The sequence below is a fragment of the Streptomyces sp. NPDC039424 genome (assembly GCF_055639495.1).
The window spans coordinates 114,204-136,681 of the sequence record NZ_JBVKAI010000007.1; the positions used below are offsets into that span (position 1 = coordinate 114,204).

Annotated in this window: 18 protein-coding genes and 2 pseudogenes; 8 read left to right on the forward strand and 12 right to left on the reverse strand. The window is 71.0% G+C overall.

From position 1 onward, the window contains the following. Positions 1-2: 2 nt before the first annotated feature. Positions 3-824 carry an ABC transporter ATP-binding protein gene (locus ACZ7L0_RS19490; RefSeq protein ID WP_471243717.1) on the reverse strand — a complete coding sequence of 274 codons (822 nt, stop codon included), beginning with the start codon at positions 822-824 and terminating at the stop codon, positions 3-5. Next, on the reverse strand, positions 821-1,579 hold the full coding sequence (locus ACZ7L0_RS19495) for an ABC transporter ATP-binding protein (RefSeq protein ID WP_471243718.1): 759 nt from the start codon (positions 1,577-1,579) through the stop codon (positions 821-823). The genes ACZ7L0_RS19490 and ACZ7L0_RS19495 overlap by 4 nt, the downstream gene beginning before the upstream one ends. 190 nt (positions 1,580-1,769) lie before the next feature. On the opposite strand from ACZ7L0_RS19495, the gene ACZ7L0_RS19500 reads away from it, so the two are divergent. From ACZ7L0_RS19500 to ACZ7L0_RS19510, 3 genes and pseudogenes are all read left to right on the forward strand, one after another. After that, positions 1,770-3,065 (forward strand): PucR family transcriptional regulator, encoded by a 1,296-nt coding sequence (locus ACZ7L0_RS19500; protein WP_471243719.1) that lies wholly within the window; start codon positions 1,770-1,772, stop codon positions 3,063-3,065. Next, a complete protein-coding gene (locus ACZ7L0_RS19505) occupies positions 3,062-3,712 on the forward strand; it encodes a TetR/AcrR family transcriptional regulator (protein WP_471243720.1) in 651 nt (216 codons plus the stop codon). The genes ACZ7L0_RS19500 and ACZ7L0_RS19505 overlap by 4 nt, the downstream gene beginning before the upstream one ends. 270 nt (positions 3,713-3,982) lie before the next feature. Then, a pseudogene (locus ACZ7L0_RS19510) lies at positions 3,983-4,435 on the forward strand (substrate-binding domain-containing protein); the annotation flags it as partial. 61 nt (positions 4,436-4,496) lie between these two features. Here the strand turns inward: ACZ7L0_RS19510 and ACZ7L0_RS19515 are convergent. Both ACZ7L0_RS19515 and ACZ7L0_RS19520 read right to left on the reverse strand, forming a co-directional pair. Continuing rightward, complete coding sequence (locus ACZ7L0_RS19515) at positions 4,497-6,044, reverse strand: flavin-containing monooxygenase (RefSeq protein ID WP_471243721.1); 1,548 nt, start codon at positions 6,042-6,044, stop codon at positions 4,497-4,499. Between the two features lies 1 nt (position 6,045). Then, on the reverse strand, positions 6,046-7,044 hold the full coding sequence (locus ACZ7L0_RS19520; protein WP_471243722.1) for a patatin-like phospholipase family protein: 999 nt from the start codon (positions 7,042-7,044) through the stop codon (positions 6,046-6,048). Positions 7,045-7,195: 151 nt separating this feature from the next. Here ACZ7L0_RS19520 and ACZ7L0_RS19525 point away from each other — a divergent pair, with 151 nt between their 5' ends. Then, complete coding sequence (locus ACZ7L0_RS19525; RefSeq protein ID WP_471243723.1) at positions 7,196-7,789, forward strand: TetR/AcrR family transcriptional regulator; 594 nt, start codon at positions 7,196-7,198, stop codon at positions 7,787-7,789. Between the two features lie 12 nt (positions 7,790-7,801). Here the strand turns inward: ACZ7L0_RS19525 and ACZ7L0_RS19530 are convergent, their stop codons facing one another. Then, on the reverse strand, positions 7,802-8,863 hold the full coding sequence (locus ACZ7L0_RS19530; RefSeq protein WP_471243724.1) for an AraC family transcriptional regulator: 1,062 nt from the start codon (positions 8,861-8,863) through the stop codon (positions 7,802-7,804). 92 nt (positions 8,864-8,955) lie between these two features. Here ACZ7L0_RS19530 and ACZ7L0_RS19535 point away from each other — a divergent pair, with 92 nt between their 5' ends. Together ACZ7L0_RS19535 and ACZ7L0_RS19540 are read left to right on the forward strand one after the other, a co-directional pair. Beyond that, the gene (locus ACZ7L0_RS19535; protein WP_471243996.1) at positions 8,956-10,089 is read left to right on the forward strand and encodes an acyl-CoA dehydrogenase family protein; all 1,134 of its coding nucleotides are present in this window, start codon (positions 8,956-8,958) and stop codon (positions 10,087-10,089) included. Between the two features lie 17 nt (positions 10,090-10,106). After that, positions 10,107-10,934 (forward strand): amidohydrolase family protein, encoded by an 828-nt coding sequence (locus ACZ7L0_RS19540; protein WP_471243725.1) that lies wholly within the window; start codon positions 10,107-10,109, stop codon positions 10,932-10,934. Here the strand turns inward: ACZ7L0_RS19540 and ACZ7L0_RS19545 are convergent. From ACZ7L0_RS19545 to ACZ7L0_RS19570, 6 genes and pseudogenes are all read right to left on the reverse strand, one after another. Beyond that, positions 10,889-11,491, reverse strand: a complete 603-nt coding sequence (locus ACZ7L0_RS19545) for an ATP-binding cassette domain-containing protein (protein WP_471243726.1) — start codon at positions 11,489-11,491, stop codon at positions 10,889-10,891. The genes ACZ7L0_RS19540 and ACZ7L0_RS19545 overlap by 46 nt on opposite strands. A gap of 334 nt (positions 11,492-11,825) precedes the next feature. Further along, positions 11,826-12,668 (reverse strand): annotated as a pseudogene (locus ACZ7L0_RS19550) (ABC transporter transmembrane domain-containing protein); the annotation flags it as partial. A gap of 585 nt (positions 12,669-13,253) precedes the next feature. Beyond that, positions 13,254-14,096, reverse strand: a complete 843-nt coding sequence (locus ACZ7L0_RS19555) for a carbohydrate ABC transporter permease (RefSeq protein ID WP_471243727.1) — start codon at positions 14,094-14,096, stop codon at positions 13,254-13,256. A gap of 13 nt (positions 14,097-14,109) precedes the next feature. Continuing rightward, positions 14,110-14,994 carry a carbohydrate ABC transporter permease gene (locus tag ACZ7L0_RS19560; protein WP_471243728.1) on the reverse strand — a complete coding sequence of 295 codons (885 nt, stop codon included), beginning with the start codon at positions 14,992-14,994 and terminating at the stop codon, positions 14,110-14,112. Between the two features lie 189 nt (positions 14,995-15,183). Beyond that, on the reverse strand, positions 15,184-16,527 hold the full coding sequence (locus ACZ7L0_RS19565) for an ABC transporter substrate-binding protein (RefSeq protein ID WP_471243729.1): 1,344 nt from the start codon (positions 16,525-16,527) through the stop codon (positions 15,184-15,186). Between the two features lie 94 nt (positions 16,528-16,621). Next, a complete protein-coding gene (locus ACZ7L0_RS19570; RefSeq protein WP_471243730.1) occupies positions 16,622-17,641 on the reverse strand; it encodes a LacI family DNA-binding transcriptional regulator in 1,020 nt (339 codons plus the stop codon). A 177-nt stretch (positions 17,642-17,818) separates the two neighbouring features. Here ACZ7L0_RS19570 and ACZ7L0_RS19575 point away from each other — a divergent pair, with 177 nt between their 5' ends. Next, positions 17,819-19,192, forward strand: coding sequence for a glycoside hydrolase family protein (locus ACZ7L0_RS19575; protein ID WP_471243731.1), 1,374 nt, complete (start codon positions 17,819-17,821; stop codon positions 19,190-19,192). Between the two features lie 108 nt (positions 19,193-19,300). Here ACZ7L0_RS19575 and ACZ7L0_RS19580 read toward each other — a convergent pair whose 3' ends face one another. Continuing rightward, positions 19,301-20,143 (reverse strand): class I SAM-dependent methyltransferase, encoded by an 843-nt coding sequence (locus tag ACZ7L0_RS19580; RefSeq protein WP_471243732.1) that lies wholly within the window; start codon positions 20,141-20,143, stop codon positions 19,301-19,303. A 220-nt stretch (positions 20,144-20,363) separates the two neighbouring features. Between ACZ7L0_RS19580 and ACZ7L0_RS19585 the strand changes: the two genes are divergently transcribed. Next, positions 20,364-22,460, forward strand: coding sequence for a glycoside hydrolase family 36 protein (locus ACZ7L0_RS19585; RefSeq protein WP_471243733.1), 2,097 nt, complete (start codon positions 20,364-20,366; stop codon positions 22,458-22,460). The last annotated feature ends 18 nt before the right edge of the window (positions 22,461-22,478 follow it).

The window sequence follows — 22,478 nt, forward strand, 5'->3', positions numbered from 1 at the left end:
GCTCACCCACCCTGCCGGGAGCGGACGGAGACCCCGAGGTACACCTCGGCGACCTGGCCGTCCTCGCGGATCTGCCCGGCCGGTCCGGACAGCACCAGGCGGCCGGCCTCCAGCACGTGGGCCCGGTGCGCGACGTCCAGCGCGAGCTGGGCGTTCTGTTCGACGACGATCACAGTGGTGCGTTCCTCCTCGTTGACGGCACGGACGATCTCGAACAGCTCGCGGGTGACCAGGGGGGCGAGTCCCAGGGACGGCTCGTCCAGGAGCAGCAGAGCGGGACGCAGCATCAGCGCCCTGCCGATGGCGAGCATCTGCTGCTCGCCGCCGCTGAGACTGCCCGCCGCCTGGCCGGCGCGCTGGCGCAGCTTGGGGAAGTAGCCGTAGATCCGCTCCAGGTCGGCGGCCACGGCCGCACGCTCGCCTCTGCCGCGGCGCAGGGCCCCGGTGCGCAGGTGGGCGCCGACGCGGAGGTTCTCCTCGACGGTCAGGTCGTTGAACGTGCCCCGGCCCTCGGGTACGTGCGCCACACCGAGCCGGGCGGCCTGCTCGGGGGAGCGGCCCAGCAACTGCGTACCGTTCAGCGTCACCGAGCCGCGGCCGCGGACCATGCCGCACAGGGCCCGCAGGGTCGTCGTCTTGCCCGCGCCGTTCGGTCCCAGGACGGCGCACACCTCTCCCCGCGCGACGGAGAAGTCGAGGCCCTGCAGCACGCGGGCCTGGCCGTATCCGGCGTGCAGGTCCGACACCTTCAGGAAGTCCGGCTCGACCGGTTCCGGGGCCGCGGTGGCGCGCTCCTCGGGGCGGTCGGTGGTGTGTTCGCTCACGCCGCCACCCCCAGGTACGCCTCGATGACGGCCGGGTCGCGCTGTACCTGCTCCGGCGGGCCCTCGGCGATCTTGCGTCCGAAGTCGAGGCACACCACCCGGTCGCACAGACCCATGACGAAACCCATGTGGTGCTCGACCACTACGAGAGTGAGGTCGAAGTCCTGCCGGATCGCGCGTACCAGGTCCGCGAACTCGTCGACCTCGCCGTGGCTGAGACCGTTGACGGGTTCGTCGAGCAGCAGCAGCCGGGGCCGTACCGCCAGCGCTCGGGCCAGCTCCACCCGCTTGAGCGTGCCGAACGGCAGCCCGGAGGCGGGTTGGTCGGCGACGTCCGCCAGGTCCAGCCGCCGCAGCAGCTCGTCCGCCTGCTCGCGCAGCCGCGCCTCCTCCCGCCGGACGCGGGGAAGGCGCAGAGCCGCGGCGAGGTGTCCCGCGCGGCCCCCGCTGTGGGCGCCGACCATGACGTTCTCGCGGACCGTGAGGCGTGGGAACAGCCCCAGGTTCTGGAAGGTGCGGGCGATGCCGTGGCGGGCCACGGCGTGCGGCGCGAGACCGAGCAGATCCTCGTCCTCGTACCGCACCGTTCCGGCATCGGGTGCGCAGCGCCGGGTGAGGCAGTTGAACAGTGTGGTCTTTCCGGCTCCATTGGGCCCGATGAGCCCGACGGCGGTGCCCGCCCCGACGGCGAAACCGACGCCGTCCAAAGCCGTTATCCCGCCGAAGCGCACGGTAATACCGTCGACCGTGAGCATGAGTGACGCCCTTTCCTCGGTCCCATGGGGGATGGGAGAGCGTCACCGTAGGGTGGCGCGATTCGAGCGCACATTGGGTGTGGGAACCCAACTTCACGACCGGTGACCTGTGCGCCGCGCACAGTCCCGCCGGAATCTCCTCCGCCAGACCTGTTGACGCGGCACGACATCGCGATGAACGATCTGCGCCATGCCTGGTGCACTGGTCGTGGGCACCCCTGCTCTGCCCGAACCGCTGAGACAAGAGCGACGGCGGATCCTGCGTGCTGTGCAGGACCGGGTCGAGGAGGTGGCGGACACCGCCGTGGCGGTGATGCGTGAGGAGATCCCGTCGTACGGGGTACAGGACGAGCGGTTCTTCCACGACGTACGGGACCAGGTGCTCTCGCACTACAGGATCAAACTGACGGTGCTGGCGGGTGAGCGGGACATCGCCTCGGAGGACCTGGTCTTCAGCCGCGCGGCGGCCATGCGCCGAGCACGCGCGGGGTTCGCCCTGGAGGACTGGATGAGTGCCTTCCGGGTCGGCCGGCAGGTCTTCTGGGATGCGCTGATGGAGTGCGCGGGCATCTCACCGGCGGCGCAGCAGGCCGCGTTGTCCCTGGTCACCCCGTTGATGCGGTACGTGGACTTCGCCAGCACGCATGCCGCGCAGGCCTATGTGGAGTACCAGCAGCACATCGTGGCCGACGCCGACCGGGAGCGCAGGGACCTTCTGGAGCAGTTCCTGGCGGGGGTGGCACCGACACGTGGTCCGCTGCTCGCCGCGGCGCAGGCGTACGGCATCGGCCCCCACTCACCGATGATGGTCGTCGTCGCGGTCTGTGTCCGCGACACCCGCACCGGAGACACGGCCCTGGCCGAGGACGGCTACGCCACCAGCGCCGCGATCACCTCCGCGGGATACTGGGCCAGTAGAACCCTGGTGGTCGTGCGCCACGGTGAGGTGGTGGCCGTGCCCGTGGTGCGCGCCGGCATGGACGAGGAAGACGTGTGCGCGCACTTCGACGCCATGCAACGCCGGCTCGCCCAGGAGGGGACCGCACTCTCCATGGGCATCAGCACGGTCGCCCGGGGCCCGTCGGAACTGCCGCGTGCCTACCAGGAGGCGCGGGCGGCGCTCGACCTGGTTCCGGGCGAGGGCGGGGTGGCGGCGCTGCCCCGGCTGTCCCCGTTCGCCTATCTGGCGCTGCGCGCCGACGACATCGCCCGTCAGCTGGTCGACCCCCGGGTGAGCGCGCTGCTGGACGAGGACTGCAGGCGTGGGGCCCCGCTGGCGGCCACGGTGCGGGCGTTCGCCGACGCGGACCTGAACCTGCGACTGGCCGCCGACCGCTTGCGCGTGCATCACAACACGGCGCACTACCGCTTGCGCCGGATCGAGGAACGCACCGGACGCAACCCGCGCCGGATCGCGGACCTGCTGGAACTACTGGTCGCCCTCGCCATCCGCGACGGGTCCCAAGAAGGCGAGAACAGACGGTGACCGAGACCGTTGAGCCGGCCTGGCCCCACCCCGCACAGCGGCGGCCGGCCGTGCAGGGGGCCCCCGCCGCTCCCGACTGCCCGGCCGCCCGGCGAACGCTGCTGGACGCGGCCCTGGAGGTGTTCAGCGCGCGCGGCTACACCGAGGCCAGCCTCACCGAGATCGCGGCGCGCTCGGGACTCCCCGTGGGGAACCTCTTCCAGCACTACGGCGGCAAGCGAGGGCTGTACCTGGAGCTGTGGGAGGAGTTCCGGGAGGAACAGGAACGCCGGACCGCAGGGGTGGTCGCCGAGGCCCGCAGCCGGGGGATGGATGACCCCGTCGCCCTCTTCGTGGAGGGGGCGCGGGCCTATCTGGAGGGTGCCTGGGAGAACCGCCGCATCGGCAGGCTGCTCGTGGAGGACGACGGCCCGGTGGGCTTCGACGCGCTGCGGCGGCAGTGGGACCGTGCGTGGGTGCGGCGCAACGCCCGGCTTCTGGAAGTGGACGAGCGGCGCCGCGCGGGCCGGGTACGGGTGATCGTGCTGACCACCGTCATCGGAGGGGCGGCACGGGAACTCGGCGACTGCCTGGACGAGGCCGAGGCGCAGGAGATCGTGGACGAGGTGTGCGGCATCCTGTCCCACTTGTCGGCGTCGCCCGGGTGAGCACCCGCTGGGGGCATTGCCGCTGTGCGAAGGCGCCCGGGGCGTCGTGCCGCGGTGTGCCGAACAGCGCCCCGGGCAGGTCGCCCTGGCGGTCTCGGGTCCTCACGAGGGCCCGGACCGGTACCCGCCGTAGGAGGAAGGCGGTGTGCGGGGCCGTGCGTGGGTGCTAGGGACCGGGGTGGGGGCGCTCAGTCCCTCCAGGACCGCCTCGACATTGCGGGCGGCGAGGTCCACCATGGCGGCGCGGGTGCCCTTTGCCGCGGAGCCGACGTGAGCAGTTCGTCGAACGGTACCCAGCGCGTCGCCGCCTTCGCCGCAGGCTGCAGTCGCGGTTCGCAGGCCGGCACCGCCGCCGACACGAAGGCCGGCTGCGCCGCCGCCCTGGCCAAGGCCCAGGCCGCGGTCAAAGCGGCCGAGGACGCCGACGCCCCGTGGGACGGCCCGACCACCGGCCCCAAGGCGGTCCCCGGCAAGACCATCGTCTACGTCGCCAAGAGCATGACCAACCCGGGAGTCGTCGGCGCCGCCGACGGAGTCAAGGAGGCGGCCAAGGCCATCGGCTGGAAGGTACGGGTCATCGACGGCCAGGGAACCCCGGCCGCGCTCAGCCAGGCGGTCGCCGTCAAGCCCGCCGGTATCGTGCTGTCCGGCTGGGTCATCAGCCAGTCCAGCGGCCGGGCCGGTGTGGTGGTCTTCACCGACGCTTCCACCCCCTTCGCCCGGGAGGCGTACCAAGGGATCTGGGGGAAGTGACCCGAGCCGACCGCATGGCCGTCCCTCCCGCTCACCCCGGCGGGAGGGACACCGCCGCGCCCACCTCGCCGACGCGTACTCCGGCGGGTGGGGTGAAGGCGTAGGCCTCGGCGTCGAACCGGGCAAGACGCCGTCGCATACGACCGGTCGACCAGGGCCAGCTGAAGCTGTTGACGCCGTTGGTGTCGAGGTAGTAGCTCGAACAGCCGCCCGCGTTGTAGACGGTGGTCGCCAGCGCCTGCTGGACCTCGGCGTTGAACGCGGCCTGCACTTCGGGCCGTACGTCCATGCTGGTCCAGCCCGCCAAGCGGGCATGGCGCACCGCGCCTGCCACATAGTCCAGTTGTGCCTCGAGGACCATGAAGGCGGAGGAGTGCCCCGTACCGAGGTGTGGTCCGAGGAGGACGAACGCGTTGGGGAAACCGCTGACCGTGGTGCCGAGGTAGGCGTCGGGACTGCCCTTCCAGTGTTCAGCCAGGCTCGCGCCGCCGGCGTCGAACACGCGCTGAGCGATGGGCATGTCGAGGATGTGGAAACCCGTGCCCAGGATGATGGTGTCGACGTCCGCGCCGCTGCCGTCCGCACCGATGACACGGCTGCCCTGAACGGACTCGACCGCGGTGGCGTGGACGTCGACGTTGGGGCGGGTCAGAGCCGGGTAGTACGTGTTCGACATCAGCAGCCGTTTGCAGCCCAGGGTGTAGTCGGGCGTGAGCGCTCGGCGGAGCCGCGGGTCCTTGACCGTGGCCCTGAGGTGGACGGTGCCCAGCTTCTGCACGGCGCGCAGGACGGCCGGGTGGCGGAAGCCCACGCCCAGGGCTTCCATGGCCGCGTACTCCCCGCTGCGCAGGGCCCGTTGCGCTGCCGGGAAGCGTCGCATCAGCCGGCGTTCGGCGCGCGGGACGTAATGGTCGGGCTTGGGAAGCACCCACTGGGCGGTGCGCTGGAACAGATGCAGCCGGGCCACACGCGGCTGGACGGCGGGGACGAACTGCACGGCGGACGCCCCGCTGCCGATGACGGCAACCCGTGCGCCGGTCAGCTCGTGGTCATGGCGCCAGCGCGAGGAGTGGAACACCTCGCCGGGGAAATCGGCCAGTCCCGGGATGTCGGGGACCAGCGGCTCGTGCCAGGGACCCGCGGCCGCGATGAGGAAGCGGGCCGTGTAGCGGTCGCGGCTCGTCTCGACGTGCCAGCGGGCCTCCTGGGGGTGCCACTGCGCGCGTACGGCTTCGGTGCCGAAACGGATGAGCGGGGTGATTCCGTGGGCGGCGGCAGTCCTGTCGAGGTAGGCGCGGATCTCGGGCTGGCCGGCGAAGGCGCGCGTCCACTCGGGGTTGGGCGCGAAAGAGTAGGAGTACAGGGCGGAGGGGACGTCGCAGGCGCAGCCCGGGTAGGTGTTGTCCCGCCAGGTGCCGCCCAGCTCCGCCGCCTTCTCGATGAGGACGATGTCGTGCACTCCGGCCTGGCGCAGCTTGATCGCCGCTCCGATGCCGGAGAGACCGCTGCCGATGATCAGTGCTTCCACGTCGTGGGTCTCGCGTGTGACGCCGACCGTGGGCCCGTCGGATCGGTGCATGTCAGGCTCCTGTCCGGGGGTGGAGGTGGCTGCCGGGAAGCTGTCGTGGGGCGGGCGTGTGCGGGAGGTCGCGGACGACGGCCCGCGTGGTGCGCAACGACGTTTCCAGCACCGTCAGGCGGCGTCGGGGGTCCATGAAGTTGCCGCCCATCACGTCCAGGTCGGCGGCTGTGGGCTCGATGCGGAGCACACGGGTGCCCGCCGCCTCCAGCGCGGCACACTCAATGGTCAGCCTGCGCGTCATGACGCGCCGCAGCATCGCTTCGGCGCGGCCGAGTCCGCGGCGCGGTCCCGGAGAGACCGAGCTCATGGGCGCTATGACATACACCTCGTCCAGTCCGCGGGACACCAGGACGTCTGCCGAGGTCGGCGATGTGATGCCGCCGTCCGCGTAGCGCCGGCCGTCGATGCGCACCGGGGGGAACCAGCCGGGGATCGCCCAGGACGCGCGCAGGGCGTCACGCAGTGCCGTCGGCGGAGCAGCGGGGTGCCCGAAGGCCCTGCGCCGCCCTGTGTCGAAGTCCGTGGCCATCAGCCAGGTCGCCGGATGGCGAACCCACTGTCCGTCCGGTGCCAGGAAGTCGGCGAGGGCCGCCAACCGGTCGGCGCTGCCACGTCCTTGGGGTAACAGGCCCGACAGTCCGGTGAGTGCGGGCAGGGCGCCGCCCAGCGCCCGGGCCGCCAGGCGCGGTGACCCGAGGAGGGCCGCGGGGCGCGGCGGGACGGCTCGGGGTGGCGTCGCGAAATGATCCGCGAGCCGCGGGCGGGCGGTCTCCTGGCCGAGCTGCGCGGCCAGCAGTTCCTCCACACCGACGCCGCTGCCGAGCAGGGCCGCCACCTCCGCACCCGCCGAGGTGCCCACCAGGATCCGGGCCTCGCGGACATCCCAGTGCAGCGCCTGCTGGAGGGAGTGCAGTGCGCCGATCGTCCAGGCGGTGCCGAGAGTCCCGCCGCAGCCCAGAACCAGGCCGCGGGTAGGAGCCGTTGTCGTGCCGGTCATGGTCACTGAGCTCTCCGCCCGTTCGGGATACCGACGAGATCCGGATACTAGTGGTATCCGAATGGGCTTGGACAGCCCGTGCCGGAGATAGAATCCGAAGGATCATGAGCTTCGTGGGGAAGCCGCGCAGGGAGGGGAAAGGGAACGGGACATGGCCCGCCTCAGCCGCGTCGAGAGTCAGGAACGCACTCGCGAGCGGCTCGTCGCCACCGCACGGCAGCTGTTCCTGAACAACGGCTACGCCGCCACCTCACTCAGTGACGTGGCGGAGACGGCCGGGTTCTCCAAGGGCGCGGTCTACTCGAACTTCCGCAACAAGGACCGTCTCTGCCTCGCCGTCCTCGACGCCATCCGCGCCGAACAGCTCGCGCTGCTCACCGAGGCCGTCATGCGCGCCGAGCGGTTCGACGATCGCCTCGCGGCCTTCGCCACCTGGGCCGAGACCCATATCGGCGACGAGGCCTGGACCACGCTGGAGGTCGAGTTCCTCACGCGGGCCCGTCACGACGACACACTCCGGCACGAGATCACGGCACGCGTCGGAGCCGTCCGCGACGCGCTGGCCCAACTCCTCGAAGCCCTGGCCCGGGAACTGGGCGCCCGGCTGGCGATGCCCGCCGACAAGGCCGCGATGGCCCTGCTCAGCCTGGGCATCGGACTGGGCGTTCAGCGAGTCGCCGACCCGGCCGTCCCCACCGCGGTACTCACCGACACCCTGCGGCTCATGCTGGGCATGGCCCGGTAGAGGCTGCCCGGGTCACTCTCCGGGCTGATACGCGCGAGGGGTCGAACCCGTCCAGCGCCTGAACGCCCGGTGGAAGGCGCTCGGTTCGGAGAAACCGAGCCGCTGCGACAGCTCCTCGATGGACATCGATCCCGCCGCCAGCGCGGTGACGGCCACGTCCCGCCGCAACTGGTCGCGGATCCGCTGGAACGAGGTGCCCTCGGCACCCAGCTGCCGGCGCAGGGTCTGCGGGCTGACCGCCAGCCGCGCGGCGACCTCCGTCTGATCCGGCATCCGGTCCGGCAGCGACTGTCCGAGCAGCCGTCGCACCCGGGCGGTCGCGGTGCTGCCGTAGTCCAGCCGGGCCAGTACGTCCGCCGGAGCGCGGCGCAGGAACGCGCGCAGCCCCGCCTCGTCCTGCAGCACCGGCTGGTCCAGCGCGTCACGGTGGAAGACCAGAGCGGTCCGCGGCGCGTCGAAACGGCAGTGGGCGCCGTAGAGCAGGTCGTACTCCAGGACATGGGAGGGTGCCGGATAGGCGAATTCGACCCGGGCCAGCTCGATACGGCGGCGGACCAGCCAGCCCGCGAAGCGGTGCGCCACCACGGTCACCGATTCGGCCAGATAGTGGTCGGGATCGTCGAAGGCCGCCAGATCGAAGACGACCCGGGCCTCGCCCGCCTCCCGGGGCTCCTCCAGCGTGAGCAGCGGCCCGCCGGGAAAGAGCCGGTAGAACGCCGCGCAGCGTTCCAGCGCGGACCGCAGATCGGGGGTGCAGTGGACGACGGCGTGGCACATCATCGCGAAGGTCCCCACCTTCAGCGGCTGCGGCCCGAAGCCCTGCAGCTCGTCGTCCAGCGCGTACCACAGGGCCTTGGTCAGCACGGCGAACTGCTGCGGCGACACCCGGGCCAGCGGAACCTCCAGAAGCCGCGGCGGGATCCCGGCTCGGGCCACCAGGGCAGAGGTGTCCACACCCCGCCGCTGCGCCCCGTACAAAGCGGCCCGGACATGGTGGATGGCGACGGAGCGGGCGGACATGCCCGCCGGGACCGGCGACGACGGCGTGCCCCGGTGCGGGGGTGGTGCGACCATGACCGCCGAGCGTAGAGGACCACCGAGGTCAATGGTTGTGAGCGCTGCGGTCATGACCTCGCGCGGTGTCTCCCGCCTACCGTCGCGCCATGATCAGAGACGGCTACTTCGACGAGGACCACGTGGCGTACCGGACCGTGTGGCGCGACTTCGTCGAGCGCGAGGTCCTGCCGCGTCAGGCGACGTGGGAGCAGGACGAGATCGTCGGCAAGGACGTGTGGCGCCTCGCGGGCAAGCGGAACCTGCTCTGCCCCTGGGCCGACCCCGCCTACGGCGGTCTGGGCCTGACCGACCTGCGCTACGAGCAGATCATGATCGAGGAGCTGGCGTTCGCCGCCGAGTCGGGCTTCGCGGTGCCGCTGCACTCCGGGATCGTCGCCCCCTACCTGGCCGCGTTCGGCACCGAGGAGCAGAAGAGCCGCCACCTGACGCGCGCGGTCACCGGGGAGGGGCTCGTCGCCATCGCGATCACCGAGCCCGGTACCGGGTCCGACGTGGCCGGCATCCGTACCCGTGCCGAGCGCGACGGTGACGAGTGGGTGATCAACGGCGCCAAGACCTTCATCTCCAGCGGGATCAACGCCGACCTGGTGATCGTCGCCGCCCGCACCGGCGATGGACACTCCATCGGCCTGTTCCTCGTCGCGTCCGACGCGCCCGGCTTCCGCCGGGGCCGCAAGCTCGACAAGCTCGGCCTGCGCACCTGGGACACCGCCGAACTGTTCTTCGACGACGTGCGGATTCCCGCGGACGACGTCCTCGGCGAGCCCGACCAGGGCTTCGTGCTGATGATGCGGCAGTTCGCGCTGGAACGCCTCGTCGTCGCCATGGGCGCCGTCGCCCAGTGCCAGGCGGCGTTGCGCGAGACCGTCGCCCACGTCAAGGAGCGCACGGCCTTCGGCCGGCCGGCGGCGAGGTTCCAGGACACCCGGTTCCGGCTCGCCACGATGCGCGCCCGGGTGTCCTCCGCGCAGGCGTTCGTCGACGCGTGCGTCCTCGCGCACAACGCCGGACGGCTGACCGCCGACCAGGCCGCCGAGGCCAAGCTGGTGGCCACGGAACTGCAGGGGGAGGTCGTCGACGACTGTCTGCAGATCTTCGGCGGGTACGGCTACCTGCGTGAACACCCCATCTGCCGACAGTACGCGGACGCACGTATCCAGCGGATATACGGCGGTACGTCGGAGATCATGAAGGAAATCATCAGCCGCTCCATGGACCTGTGAACGGAAGGAGACCCGCGATGACCGTCATCGACGTGTGGGCCCAACACCCCACACCGCGCTTCAGCCGGCACGAGATGTTCGCCTCCCTGCGCCGCTGGACCGGCGCCGACCTCCTCACCGAGGAACTCCCGGTCGGCCTGACCCTCACCGCGATGGACGTCGGCGGCGTGGACATCTCCCTCATCAGCGCCTGGTACGGCCCCGAGGGCGCCCTCATCTCCAACGACGAGGTGGCCGCCTTCGCCGCCCAGGCCCCCGACCGCCTGGTCGGCGTGGCCTCCGTCGACCTGCGCAAGCCGATGGAAGCGGTGCGTGAACTTCGCCGCTGCGTGCGCGAGTTGGGTTTCAAGGCGCTGCGGGTCGTGCCGTGGCTGTGGGGCTGGCCGCCGGACGACCGCCGCTACTACCCGCTGTACGCCGAGTGCGTCGAACTCGGCATCCCGTTCTGCACCCAGGTCGGACACACCGGCCCGCTGCGGACGTCCGAGACCGGCCGCCCGATCCCGTACCTGGACAACGTGGCGCTGGACTTCCCCGAACTGACCATCGTGGGCGGGCACATCGGCTACCCGTGGACGCAGGAGATGATCGCCGTGGCCCGCAAGCACGAGAACGTCTACATCGACACCTCGGCCTACACCTGCAAGCGCATCCCGCCCGAGCTGGTCGCCTATATGCGCGGCGACCGCCACAAGGTGCTGTTCGGCACCAACTACCCCATGATCACGGCCGACCAGGCCCTCGCCGGCCTGGACCAGCTGGGCCTGGACGACACCGCCGCCGGCCTCTACCTGCACGGTCACGCGGAGCGGATCTTCGGACTCGGCGAGGCGAAGGCCGGGTGACCCGGGGAGTGCGCCGTGTCCACGAACAGGACCGTGTCGGCCTGGGCGGCCAGCTGGGGGTCGTCAGTGATGAGGAACGTGGTGCGGGAGGCCATCAGGCGCCGCAGCGGTTCCATCACCCGCCGCGCCGACTCGGCGTCCAGGCCCGTCGTGGGCTCGTCCATCGCGAGTACGGGGGAATCGCGGACGAGTGCGCGCGCGATGGCGACCCGCTGGCGCTGACCGCCGGACAGCTGCCTGCCGCCCGGGCCGACGGGTGAGTCGTAGCCGCGGGGCATCCGGCGGGCGAAGCCGTCCACGTCGGCCAGCTCGGCGGCGCGCAGGATGTCCTGCTCGCCGACGCCGCGGCGCCCGTAGGCGATGTTCTCCCGGATCGTCCCGTCCAGCAGCATGGGCTCCTGGGGCAGCAGGGTGATCTGCTCCCGCAGTGTGCGGGGCGGCATCCCGGCGATGTCCCGGCCGTCCAGGAGAATCCGTCCCTCGGTGGGGTCGTAGAAACGCAGCAGAAGTTTCGCGATCGTGGACTTCCCCGCGCCGCTGGGGCCGGAGAGGAGCACCAACTGCCCCGGAAGGGCCGTGAAGGTGAGACCGGTGACGATCCGTCGGTCCCCGGCGGGGGTAGGTGAAACCGACGTTGTCGAAGGTCACGACTCCGGGGCGGCGGGCGTATGTGCCGTCGCCGCCCGGAGCGGGCATACCCTCGCCTTCCGTGGAGACGGCCTTCCTGCTCACGGCGGGCCGGGCGTCGAGCACCTCGAAGATGCGCTCGCAGGCCGCTGTGGCGGAGGAGAGGGACACCGCGAGGCTGCCCAGGGACTGCACCTGGGGATAGAGGTAGCCGAGGTAGGCGGCGAACGCGAGCAGTCCGCCCACCGTCAGCCGGCCCGCGGAGATCTCCCAAGCGCCCGCGCCGACCACCGCCAGGACCGAGACGGACTCGATGACGTTGGCCAGCGGCCCGTACGCGTTGGAGAGCCGCGCCGTGGCAAGGCTGCTCCGCATCCGCTCGACGCCACGGCCGTGGACGCGGAGCCGCTCGGACTCCTGCTGGTTGTAGGCCTGCACCACCGGCATGTTGGCGAGGTTCTCGTCGAGCGTGTTCACCAGTTCGCCGTGGCAGTCGCGTTCGGTGCGGGACAGCGCTCTGATCGGGCGGGAGAGGCGGCGCGTGGCCAGCCAGAGGATGGGTGCCGCGGTGAAGGTGAGCAGGGCCAGGTCCCAGCGCAACCAGAGCGTGGCGAGCCCGAAGAAGAGCACGCTGGCGGTGGTGTTGAGCAGATGCACCACGCCCGAGGCGACCACGTGCTCCGCCTCGTCGATGTCGTCGGTGAACCGGGCCGGCAGATCGCCCGGCGATCGGTTGTCGTAGTAGTCCGGGGGCAGCCTCTGGGCGTGCTGGAACACCTCGTCGCGGCAGTGGAGCCGGAAGGCCTCACCGGCCCGGGCCGTCGACTGCTGTGCGACGAAGGTGGCGGCGGCGCCCAGGACGGCCACCGCGAGCCACAGCCCGGCGGGTTTCCAGAACTTCGACACGTCGGCCGCTGTGAGAACGCTGTCGGTGAGATACGAGAAAACCTGGATCGCGGCGGTGTCGCAACCGACGGAAATCGTCTGGCATATCACAGCCACGTAGAGATGAATTCTCTCAGGGCGGGTGAGTGGCCATAACCTCCGGAATGCGGTGACCGGCGAGACCTTCGCATGTCGCCTAATTCCGAGTCCGGCCAGACTCATCAGGATCTTCAGAGGGCTGCGGTGCACGGCCGGCCTTTCATCTGCGTCCGGTCGCCTCTCTCGGCTGTTACCCGCGCGGGCCGGCGACGGGAGGGGTGCGTTCGGCCCGCGCGGGTGCGGAGAGGTTTACTTCAGGCGGCTACTGCCCAGGCCTGGGACGCTGGCCCGGACGCGGCCGCTGCCCCGGCGGCGGCGGGGGAGGGACGGGCCGACGGGGCGGTCGGGGCACCGGTACTCGCATGCGCAGCATATCCATGTGAACTCCTTTCCTCCCCCTGCCGAGGCGGCCGAGGGGAATTACACGTGAGCCGGCGGCGGAATCTCCTGTTGCTTTCCAGGACTCATTCAACCGACCATCTCGGACATGTGTGCGGGCATGCTGCGGCTGCTGCTCAGCGATCAGGAAAACTCTCGCGAGCGGCTTGAGGAGCCTCCAGGTGACGGACACCGGAAGTCGGTGGACGCCTCTGTCGTGCGGGGCTTGGACATGGCCTTATGAGGAAATCACTTGTGTCGCCTATGGCATTTCTTTGAAATTCCTGACGGCGCAGTATGGCGCACGTCACAGTCCACGCCCGCGCATGCTCAGCCCTTGACGGCGGAGCTGGCGACCCCCTGGACGAACCAGCGCTGGAAGAAGGCGAACACCACCAGCACGGGCAGGACCAGAAGGACCCCGAAGGCGAGGATCTGGCCCCAGTCCGGGGGCTGTTGGCCCTGGAAGACGCTCATCTCCAGGGGGAGGGGGCGGACCGACGGGTCGGAGACCATCAGGACCGGCCACAGGAAGGCTCCCCACTGGGTGAGGAAGGTGAGGATCGCGACCGAGGCGAACGCGGGCTTCGACATCGGCACGATGATGGCGAAGAAGGTGCGCCACGGCCCGGCGCCGTCGAGACGGGCCGCCTCCTCGATGCTGGGCGGGATCTTCCGGAAGAAGGTGTGGAACTGGTACACGGAGAAGGCGTTGGCGACGAAGGGCAGCGCCTGGATGTAGATCGTGTTGCGCTGGTCGTTGAAGAGATAGAACAGCGGCACGGCCACCGACTCGAACGGCACCAGCATCAGCAGCAGCACGAGCGTGAAGACCGCCCCCTGGCCGCGCCACTTCAGCCGTGACAGGCCGTACGCCGCCATGGAGTTGACGAAAAGGCCGCCCGTCACCACGACGAACGCCACCAGCAGCGAGACTCCCATGAAGCCCCAGAACCAACCGGTGCTGTCGGAGTTCAGGCTGTCGAGGACGGCGGTGTAGTTGTCGAAGGACAGATGGGTCGGGAGGAAGCCGGACAGGCCGTTCAGTACCTCGTCGGACGGCTTCAGGCTGCCCAGGAACAGATAGAGGACGGGCAGCACGAAGAGGAAGGCGAGCACGCTGAGGACGGTGTAGTCCAGGAAGCGGCGCAGCGGCGCACGGGTCATGGCCATGGGTCAGTCCTCGTCAGTCGGAGTCGTCCGGCCGCACGACACGGCGCTGGATCAGGGTCAGGGCGACGACGATCAGGAAGAAGACGACGGTGATCGCGGACGCCTGGCCGATGTTGTTCTGGTCGAAGGCGGTGGTGACGGCCTGGTACATCACGGTGCGGGTGGCGTCCTCGTCGAGTCCGCCGCCGCGGACGAGGATGTAGACCTGGTCGAAGACGCGGAAGGCGAGCACCGAGGTGAGCAGGGCGACGAAGACCAGGGTGCCGCGGATGCCGGGCAGGGTGACGTTGCGGAACTGCTGCCAGCGCGAGGCGCGGTCGAGCTGGGCGGCTTCGTAGAGCTCGTCGGGGATCTGCTGCAGGCCGGCGAGCAGGATGACCATCTGGAAGCCGACCCCCTGCCAGACGGACAGCACGATGACGGAGGCCATCGCGGTGGTGGCGTCGCCGAGCCAGTCGAACGCGCCCCAGTTGCCGAAACTCAGCGCGTGCAGGGCGGAGTTGAGCATGCCCTGGTCGCTGCGGGCGAGGATCAGCCGCCAGATCACGGCGACCAGCGCCATGGGGAAGACGACCGGCAGGAAGAACAGCGACCGGAACAGGCCGATCGCCTTCAGCTTGCGGTTCAGCAGAATCGCGAGCGCCAGCGCGAGTCCGGTCTGCAGCGGTACGACGACCACGGCGAAGGTCAGGTTGTTCAGCAGGGCCCGCAGGAACGGGCCCGACAGGTCCGGATCGGTGAACAGCCGCCGGTAGTGCTCCAGCCCGAAGAACGTGGGCTCCAGCGGGGAGCCGAGGCGCACGTTGTAGAAGGACAGGACGACGGCGTAGCCGAACGGGATGCCGACGAACGCGATGAGACCGGCCAGTGCGGGCGCGGACATCAGCAGGCCGTGCAACAGGTCATGGTCGCCGCGGCGGCGAGCCGGCCGCTGCGGCTTCGCGGACGGGGCGGGTGTCGTGGGCGGAGCTGCCGGTTGGCGGCGGCCGGCGGATGCGGCCGGTACGGGTCCGACGGATTTCACGAGGGGTCCTCTTCCCGGCCGGGGCGGGCGGCGGCTGCGCGTACCCGCCCCGGCCGATGCGTCCTACGGGATCTGGTAGCCGGCGTTGTCGGAGAAGTCCCGGTCGATGGCGCGGGCGGCCTTGGCCAGGGCGTCCTTCGGGTCGGCGCCGCCGTAGACGGAGTTGAGGGCTTCGCTGAACTTGGCGGTGACCGTGGGGTATCCGGCGGTCACCGGCCGGGTCACGGCGACACAGGCCTTGGTGATGTCGCTGTCGCCGCAGGGCTTGGCGAGCTGTTCGGCGAAGAGCCGCAGCGGGCCGCCCTCCTTGTAGAGGGGACTCTTGGCGAGCGCGCTCTTGGTGGCGGGCGGGGCGCCGTTGGCCGTCGTGATGGCGGTGACGTTGGCGTCGCTCATCAGGTAGTCGAGGAAGGCGCCGGCGGCCTTGGCGTTCTTGGTGTCCGCGCCGACGCCCCAGGACCACGAGCCCTGCCCGGTCTTGGGGCCGTTTCCGAAGTCGGGCAGCGGCAGGACGACGAGGTCCTTGCCGAGGGCCTTGCTGTAGGTGGGGTACATCCAGTGGCCGACCCAGCTGAGCGCCGCACGGCCCTTGGCGAAGGCGTTGCCGTCGGTGTTGGCGTCCACGTACGGCTTCCAGGACTGGAAGGTCTTCAGCGCCTTGACGGCGGCCGGGCCGTCGAGGGCGCCCTCGGCCTTGCCGTCCTTCAGCAGGGAGCCCCCGGCCGACCAGACGGCAGGAGCGAAGCCGTAGGTGCCCCACTCGGTGGCCAGTCCGTTGCCCTCCTGGATGTCGAGCACCTTGCCGTCGGCGTCCTTGGCCTTGAGCGCCTTGAGCGCGGCGGTGAACCGCGCGGACGTCCAGTCGTCGGCGAGCCCCTCGGGGTGCTTCACCCCGGCGGCGTCCAGCAGCTTCTTGTTGCCGTAGATCCCGAGCCCGGAGTCGAACATGCCGAGGCCGTAGTGCTTGCCGTCGATCTCGCCCTGCGCCTTGATCGCGTCGGTGGCGTTGGACAGGGTCTTGGCGGAGACGTAGTCGTCGATCGGGGCGAGCTTCTTGTTGTAGACGAAGTTCGCCATGGTCGGCCCGTCGAACTCCATGACGTCCGGCAGCTCGGAGGCGTTGGTGGCGGTGATCGTCTTGGTGTAGTCCTTCTCGGGTATCAGCTTCAGCTCGACCTTGATGTTCTTCTGCGTGGAGTTGAAGGACTTCACCGCGTTCTGCAGCGCGGCGTCCTCGCCGGCCTGGCCCTGGTGCGCCCAGACGCTGATGGTGCCCTTGCCGCTGCCCTCCTCCGCGGACGCGCCGGTGCCGCCGCCCCCGCCGCAGGCGGCCAGGGCAGCCAGGGGGAGGGCGAGAGCCAGACCCCTGCGGGCTGCGTGACGGTACCTTCTCCTGCGGGTGATCATGGTGTGGTGCCTCCGTGCGTGGGTGCGATGAGTGCGGGGATGAGGATCGGAGTCCAGGGGGAGCGGGGCATCCCGGGGAAGGGCTGCCGAGAGGTCACTGGGTCCTGCGGGGGTTGGGCGGGGCGGTGGTCTCGCGCAGGGTCAGCCGGATGGGCATGTGCACCTGAGCGGGCGGCTCCGCGTCCGGCTCGTCCAGCCGGCCCAGCAAGAGCCGCGCGGCCTCGGCGCCTTGACCGGCGACCGGCTGGGCGACGGTGGTCAGCCCGATCACCTCGGCGAGTTCGTGGTCGTCGAAGCCGACCACCGACACGTCGTCGGGCACTCTGAGCCGGTGCCGGCGCAGGGCACGCAGCGCGCCCATCGCCATCTCGTCGGACTGCGCGAACACGGCGGTCGGCGGCCGGGAGACCGCCAGGAGCTCCGTCATCGCGCGCTCGCCGCCCTCGACGGTGTAGCCGCCGTCCGCCTCCAGCGCCGGGTCGTGCGCGATGCCCGCGTCGGCCAGCACGTCCAGGTACGCCTGCCGGCGCTCGATCGGAGTGGTCCAGTGCAGCGGCTCGCTGGCCCCGGAGATCATGCCGATGCGGCGGTGGCCGAGATTCACCAGATGTCGTACGGCGCTGGTGGCACCGGCGTGGTCGTCGATGCCGACCACCGTGAAGCCGCCCCGGGGACCGCCCACGGTGGTGGCCAGCGGCACCCCCAGGGAGCGCAGCGCGGCGGCCTCCTCCTCGTCGGGGATGAGGAGCGAGAGCACCGCGTCCACCCGCTTGCGCACCGGCAGCTTGGTGAAGAAACGCTTCCGTGCCTCGGGCGAGCCCAGGTTGTAGAGCAGGACGTCGTAACCGGCCGCGCTGAACACCTTCTCGGCGGCGTCGAGCACCGTACCGAAGAACCAGCGGCCGATGTACGGGGCGATGACCCCGATGGTGTAGGTGCGCCCGCTGGCCAGGCTGGAGGCCGAACGCGAGGCGGTGTAGCCGAGTTCGGCGGCGACGGCAGCGATCTGCGCCCGCACCTCCTCCGAGACGCCCGGCCGGTCGCGCAGCGCGCGGGACACGGTGGATGCCGAGACCCCGGCGGCGCGGGCGACGTCGGTGATGCTGACCGTCAAGGCGCACTTCCTCCGTTTCACGTAGGTGTGATCTGTGAGTGACGAGACCGTAAACCCGGCCTCGTTGTTGCGCAAGCGTTTGCGTTCAGATTTACTTGGGCCGATTCCCAATCGAGATCCATTAGGCCCGTGATCAGCGCACACGTTTGAGCGCTGCCTCAGCCCCAGGAAGTGCGCATGCGATACGCCCCGCCCGGCCTCTGCGTGAACGACTTCGCCCTGCTGCGCGACGACGACGGCACCTATGCGGTGCTGCACTTGCAGGGCCCGTGGACGACCGAGTTCGACCACCTGCGGATGGAGACCTCCTACGGCCGGGCCACCTCCGCCGACCTGGTCCACTGGCAGCCGCAGGGCACCGCTTTCGGCAACGGTCTGCCCGGCCGCTTCGACCAGCAGGCCGTGTGGACCATGCACCCCGTCCGGCACGGCGAGGGAATGGCGATGTTCTACACCGGCGTCTCGGGTCTCACCCCGGGAGGCTGGCCGCTGCAGTCGGTCGGGCTGGCGTACTCCGACCGTACCGACGGAACCGGCTGGCGCCGGCACGGCACGACGCCGGTCGTGGCGGCGGACCCGCGCTGGTACCGCACCGGTGAACGCATGGGCTGGCGCGACCCGTTCGTCGTCCGCGACGACGAGTCGGACGGCTGGGTCATGGTCGTCTGCGCCCAGGACACCGCCCTGCCCGCCGAGGTCAGCGGCTGTGTCGCCTGGGCCACCTCCGACGACCTGGAGCACTGGACCGTGCACCCGCCGCTCATCTCACCGGGGGACGTGGACGAGTTGGAGTGCCCGGTCCTGGAACGGCTCGACGACGGCAGCTGGCTGCTGATCGGCTCGATCGGCGCCACCCGGGGCTTCGAGGCGTGGACCGCCCCCCGCCTGCGGGGCCCCTGGACCCGCCGCGGCCCTCTCGGCCCCACGGGCTCCTACGCCCCCCGCGTCATCGCCGCTCCCGACGGCTCCCGGGTCGTCCTGCACACCACGCCCCGCCGTGTCGGCCTCACCGACTCCGGCGACCGCTGCCGCGGCATGCTCGCCCAGCCCAAGCTCCTTCTCACGCCTCCGGACGAGGCACCCCGCCTGGAGTGGTGGCCGGGCGTGGACACCTGGCTCGGCCCCGAGACCGACCGCCCCGTGCTGCACGCCGTCGGCGACACGGAGGTCACCGGCCGCACCGAGATCACCCTGCGCACCGACACCCCCGGGGGCCGCCCCGCCCTGACCGTCGGCTGCGACGGCAAGGACCTCTGGGTCACCGGCCCGGACGGAACCCTGCTCGGCGAGACCGTCCTGGCCGAACCCGCCACCACCGTGCGCATCCTCACCATCGGCGAGTACGTGGAGGTCTACGCCGAAGGCGTCTTCGTCCTCACCGCTCTGAGCTACTCCGGCCACCCCGCCCCCTGGACGGCCACCATCGACGGCCGCACCCGCCCCGTCCCCACCCGCCCGGTCCGCCTGTGCGATCCCCGCCGCGACGACGCCTCGGCGGTCTGGCCCGGTCCCGCCCCGCACGCGGAGCAGGGGGACGCCACGATGGTGTGAGGCGTGACGGCCTGCGGCAGTTCGCTTCCCTTGTAGTTCGTGCGGGCCTTGTAGTTCTTGCAGCCTTGTAGTTCGTGCACGGATCACATGGCTGGCGGAGGTACCGCTTCAGCGGGAGTCCTTCCACCAGACGAAGATCTCGGTGCTCGGCCCGCGTTCGGAGAACCGGCCCGACGGGGAGACCTCCCCCAGCAGCCGGCGCAGGTCTGCCTCGAAGTCGTCGCGGCGTGGGCCGAACAGGTGCGGAGCCGAGTACGACATCGAGAGCATCCAGGCGACGGCATCCTCGGACGTGCGTTCCAGCGGCTGCCCACCGGGAACGACATGGCGTTGGGGACCGGCGAATCCCGCCCGTGCGTAGACATCGGCCTCCCCGCCAGGTGTGCCCTGCGGGAGCACCCCTTGGCCGGCTCGTCGGACGGGGCCCAGATAGTCCTTGACCAGTTCCTCCATCGCCGCATACGGCACCGCCGGATACGGAAGGCCGTCGACGGTCCGGGTCTCCGTCTTCAAGTCCGCGATGTGCACCAGCGCCCCGCCCGGATCGAGCATGTCCCTGACGGTTGCCGCCACCAGGTCCTGATCCATCCAGTGGAAGGACTGGCCGAAGGTCGCGACGGTGAACGTTCCGAGTCCCGCGGGCAGATCCTCGGCCCGGGCCCGCACCCATGTCGCCTTCCCGGCGACTCCCGCCTCGGCCGCTCCGCGCCCGGCTTCGGCGATCATCCCGCTGTCCGGGTCCACGCCGACGATCTCGCCGAAGGAGTGCGCCAGTCTCAGGGCGAGCGTGCCCGGCCCGCATCCCACGTCGAGGAGGCGCCCCCGCCCGTCGAGCCGCAAAGCCTCGGTGAGCGTGTCCACCAGCCCGGGGGCGTAAGGAAGCCTCCCGCGCTCGTAGTAGGGGGCCGTGCCCGAGAACAACGTGTCGTCCCACTCCCAGTCGGCAACCACGTCCAGCCACCACCCTTCCCAGCGACGCGTACCCGGCCGGCGGCCGATGCTTCCACGGCTCGACGCACGAGTGCGAATTTGCCGACTCGGATTCGGCGACGGCTGTCCCCCCGCCGCTTCCGGAGGTTGTGTGACCGGTCACACGCGTGGGAGAGTTGTGACCGGTCACATGGTGCCGCACCGCCGCCGCGAGACCCAACCTCCCAGAAGGGGAAAGCCGTTGAGCACAGCCGTCGGAACAGCCGAGGGGTCCCGTCTCTGGTCGCACCCGGCGCTCGGGCTGCACGCCGTCGTCGACGCCGCCGGGTCGGTGCGGCTGGGAACGCCTGGCCAGGACCGGATCCGTCTGGTCCCGCTCGTCGAGGTCACCGCCACCGGCCATGGCCGCACCTGGTCGGGGGAGCGCTTCATCGACACGGCCATCGGCGACCGGCTGGCCTACCGCAGCCACGAGACGGTTCAGGACGGTCCCTGGGAGCGCACGGTGATCCGGCTCGCGGACCCGGACACGGGCCTGGCCGCCGAGGTCGGCCTGGACTCGTGCCCCGGAACCGGATTCCTGCGGGCCCGGGTGCGCCTGGTGAACGAAGGGACGGTTTCGCTGCAGTTGGAGAGCGTGTCCACGCTGACCCTCGGCGGCATCGTCGACGCGGCGGGCGGCCTCGACGGCCTGACCGTGCACTGGGCGGACAACGACTGGCTCGCCGAATGCCGGTGGCGGCAGGCCGCGTTCCGCGACCACAATGTCGCGCTGAGCCGGTCGGCGCACGGGCACGAGGGGCGCGGCTGCTTCGAGCGGTACTCGCAGGGCAGCTGGTCGACCGGCCGGCACCTGCCGGTTGCCGCGCTCACCGACCGGGAGGGCCACGCCTGGCTCTGGCAGATCGAGTCCAGTGCCGGCTGGCGTTTCGAGGCCGGTGAGCGCGAGGGCGCCGCCTACGTCGCCCTGTTCGGCCCCGACGAGGCCCACCACCAGTGGCGCCACACGCTCGCCCCCGGCGAGGAGTTCGGCACCGTGCCCGCCGTCCTCGTCCGGACGCGGACCGGCGGTCTCGACGCCGCCTTCGGCGAACTCACCCGCTACCGCCGCCGGATCCGCCGTGACCACGCCGACCACCGCACGCTGCCGGTGATCTACAACGACTACATGAACACCCTCATGGGTGATCCCACCACCGAGAAGCTGCTGCCGCTCGTCGAAGCGGCGGCGGCGGCCGGCGCCGAGGTCTTCGTCATCGACGCGGGCTGGTACGACGACGACGCCCAGGGCTGGTGGGACGCCGTCGGGGCGTGGGAGGCCGCGCCCGACCGCTTTCCCGGCGGCATACAGGAAGTCCTGGACGCCATCAGAGGCCGTGGCATGACGCCGGGACTGTGGCTGGAACCCGAAGTCGTCGGCGTACGCAGCCCGTTGGCCGGCTCCCTGCCGCCGGAGGCGTTCTTCCGGCGCGGTGGCGTGCGCGTCACGGAACACGGACGGCACCACCTGGACCTGCGCCACCCCGCCGCCCGTGCCCACCTCGACCGGGTCGTGGACCGGGTCGTCGGCGAGTGGGGCGTCGGCTACCTCAAACTCGACTACAACATCAACATCGGCCCCGGCACGGAGTCCGGCTCCGAGAGCGCGGGTGCCGGGCTGCTCGGGCACCACCGCGCCCACCTCGACTGGATGAACTCTCTCCTCGACCGGCACCCCGGCCTCGTCCTGGAGAACTGCGGCTCGGGTGGTCTGCGCATGGACTACGCCCAACTGGCCGTAGCCCAGCTGCAGTCCACCAGCGACCAGCAGGACCCGCTGCGCTACCCGCCGATCACCGCCGCGGCCGCCACCGCCGCCGCTCCCGAGCAGGCCGCCGTGTGGGCGTACCCCCAGCCCGGCCACACGCTCGACGAGATCGCCTTCACCCTCACCGGGGCACTTCTGGGCCGTGTCCATCTCTCCGGTTTCCTCGACCGGATGAACGACGACCAACTCGGCCTCGTACGCTCGGCGATCCGCGTGTACAAGAGCATCCGGTCGGACATCGCCGACGCGCTCCCCTTCTGGCCGCTCGGACTGCCGGCCTGGGACGACGGCTGGATCGCCCAGGGGCTGCGCGGCCGGGAGTCCACCTATCTCACGGTGTGGCGCAGGGAGTCCGGCGCCGGAAGCCGCACGCTCACCTTCCGGTCGTTGCGTGGCGCCCACCTCGTCCCGGAGGTGCTCCACCCCGGCACGTCCGACGCCACCGCGGTGTGGGACGCGGCCGGGAGGCTCACCGTCTCTCTGCCGCGTCCCCACACGGCGGTGCTGCTGCGCTGGGACACCGCCCGCTGAAGCGCTGCCCCTGGGCGC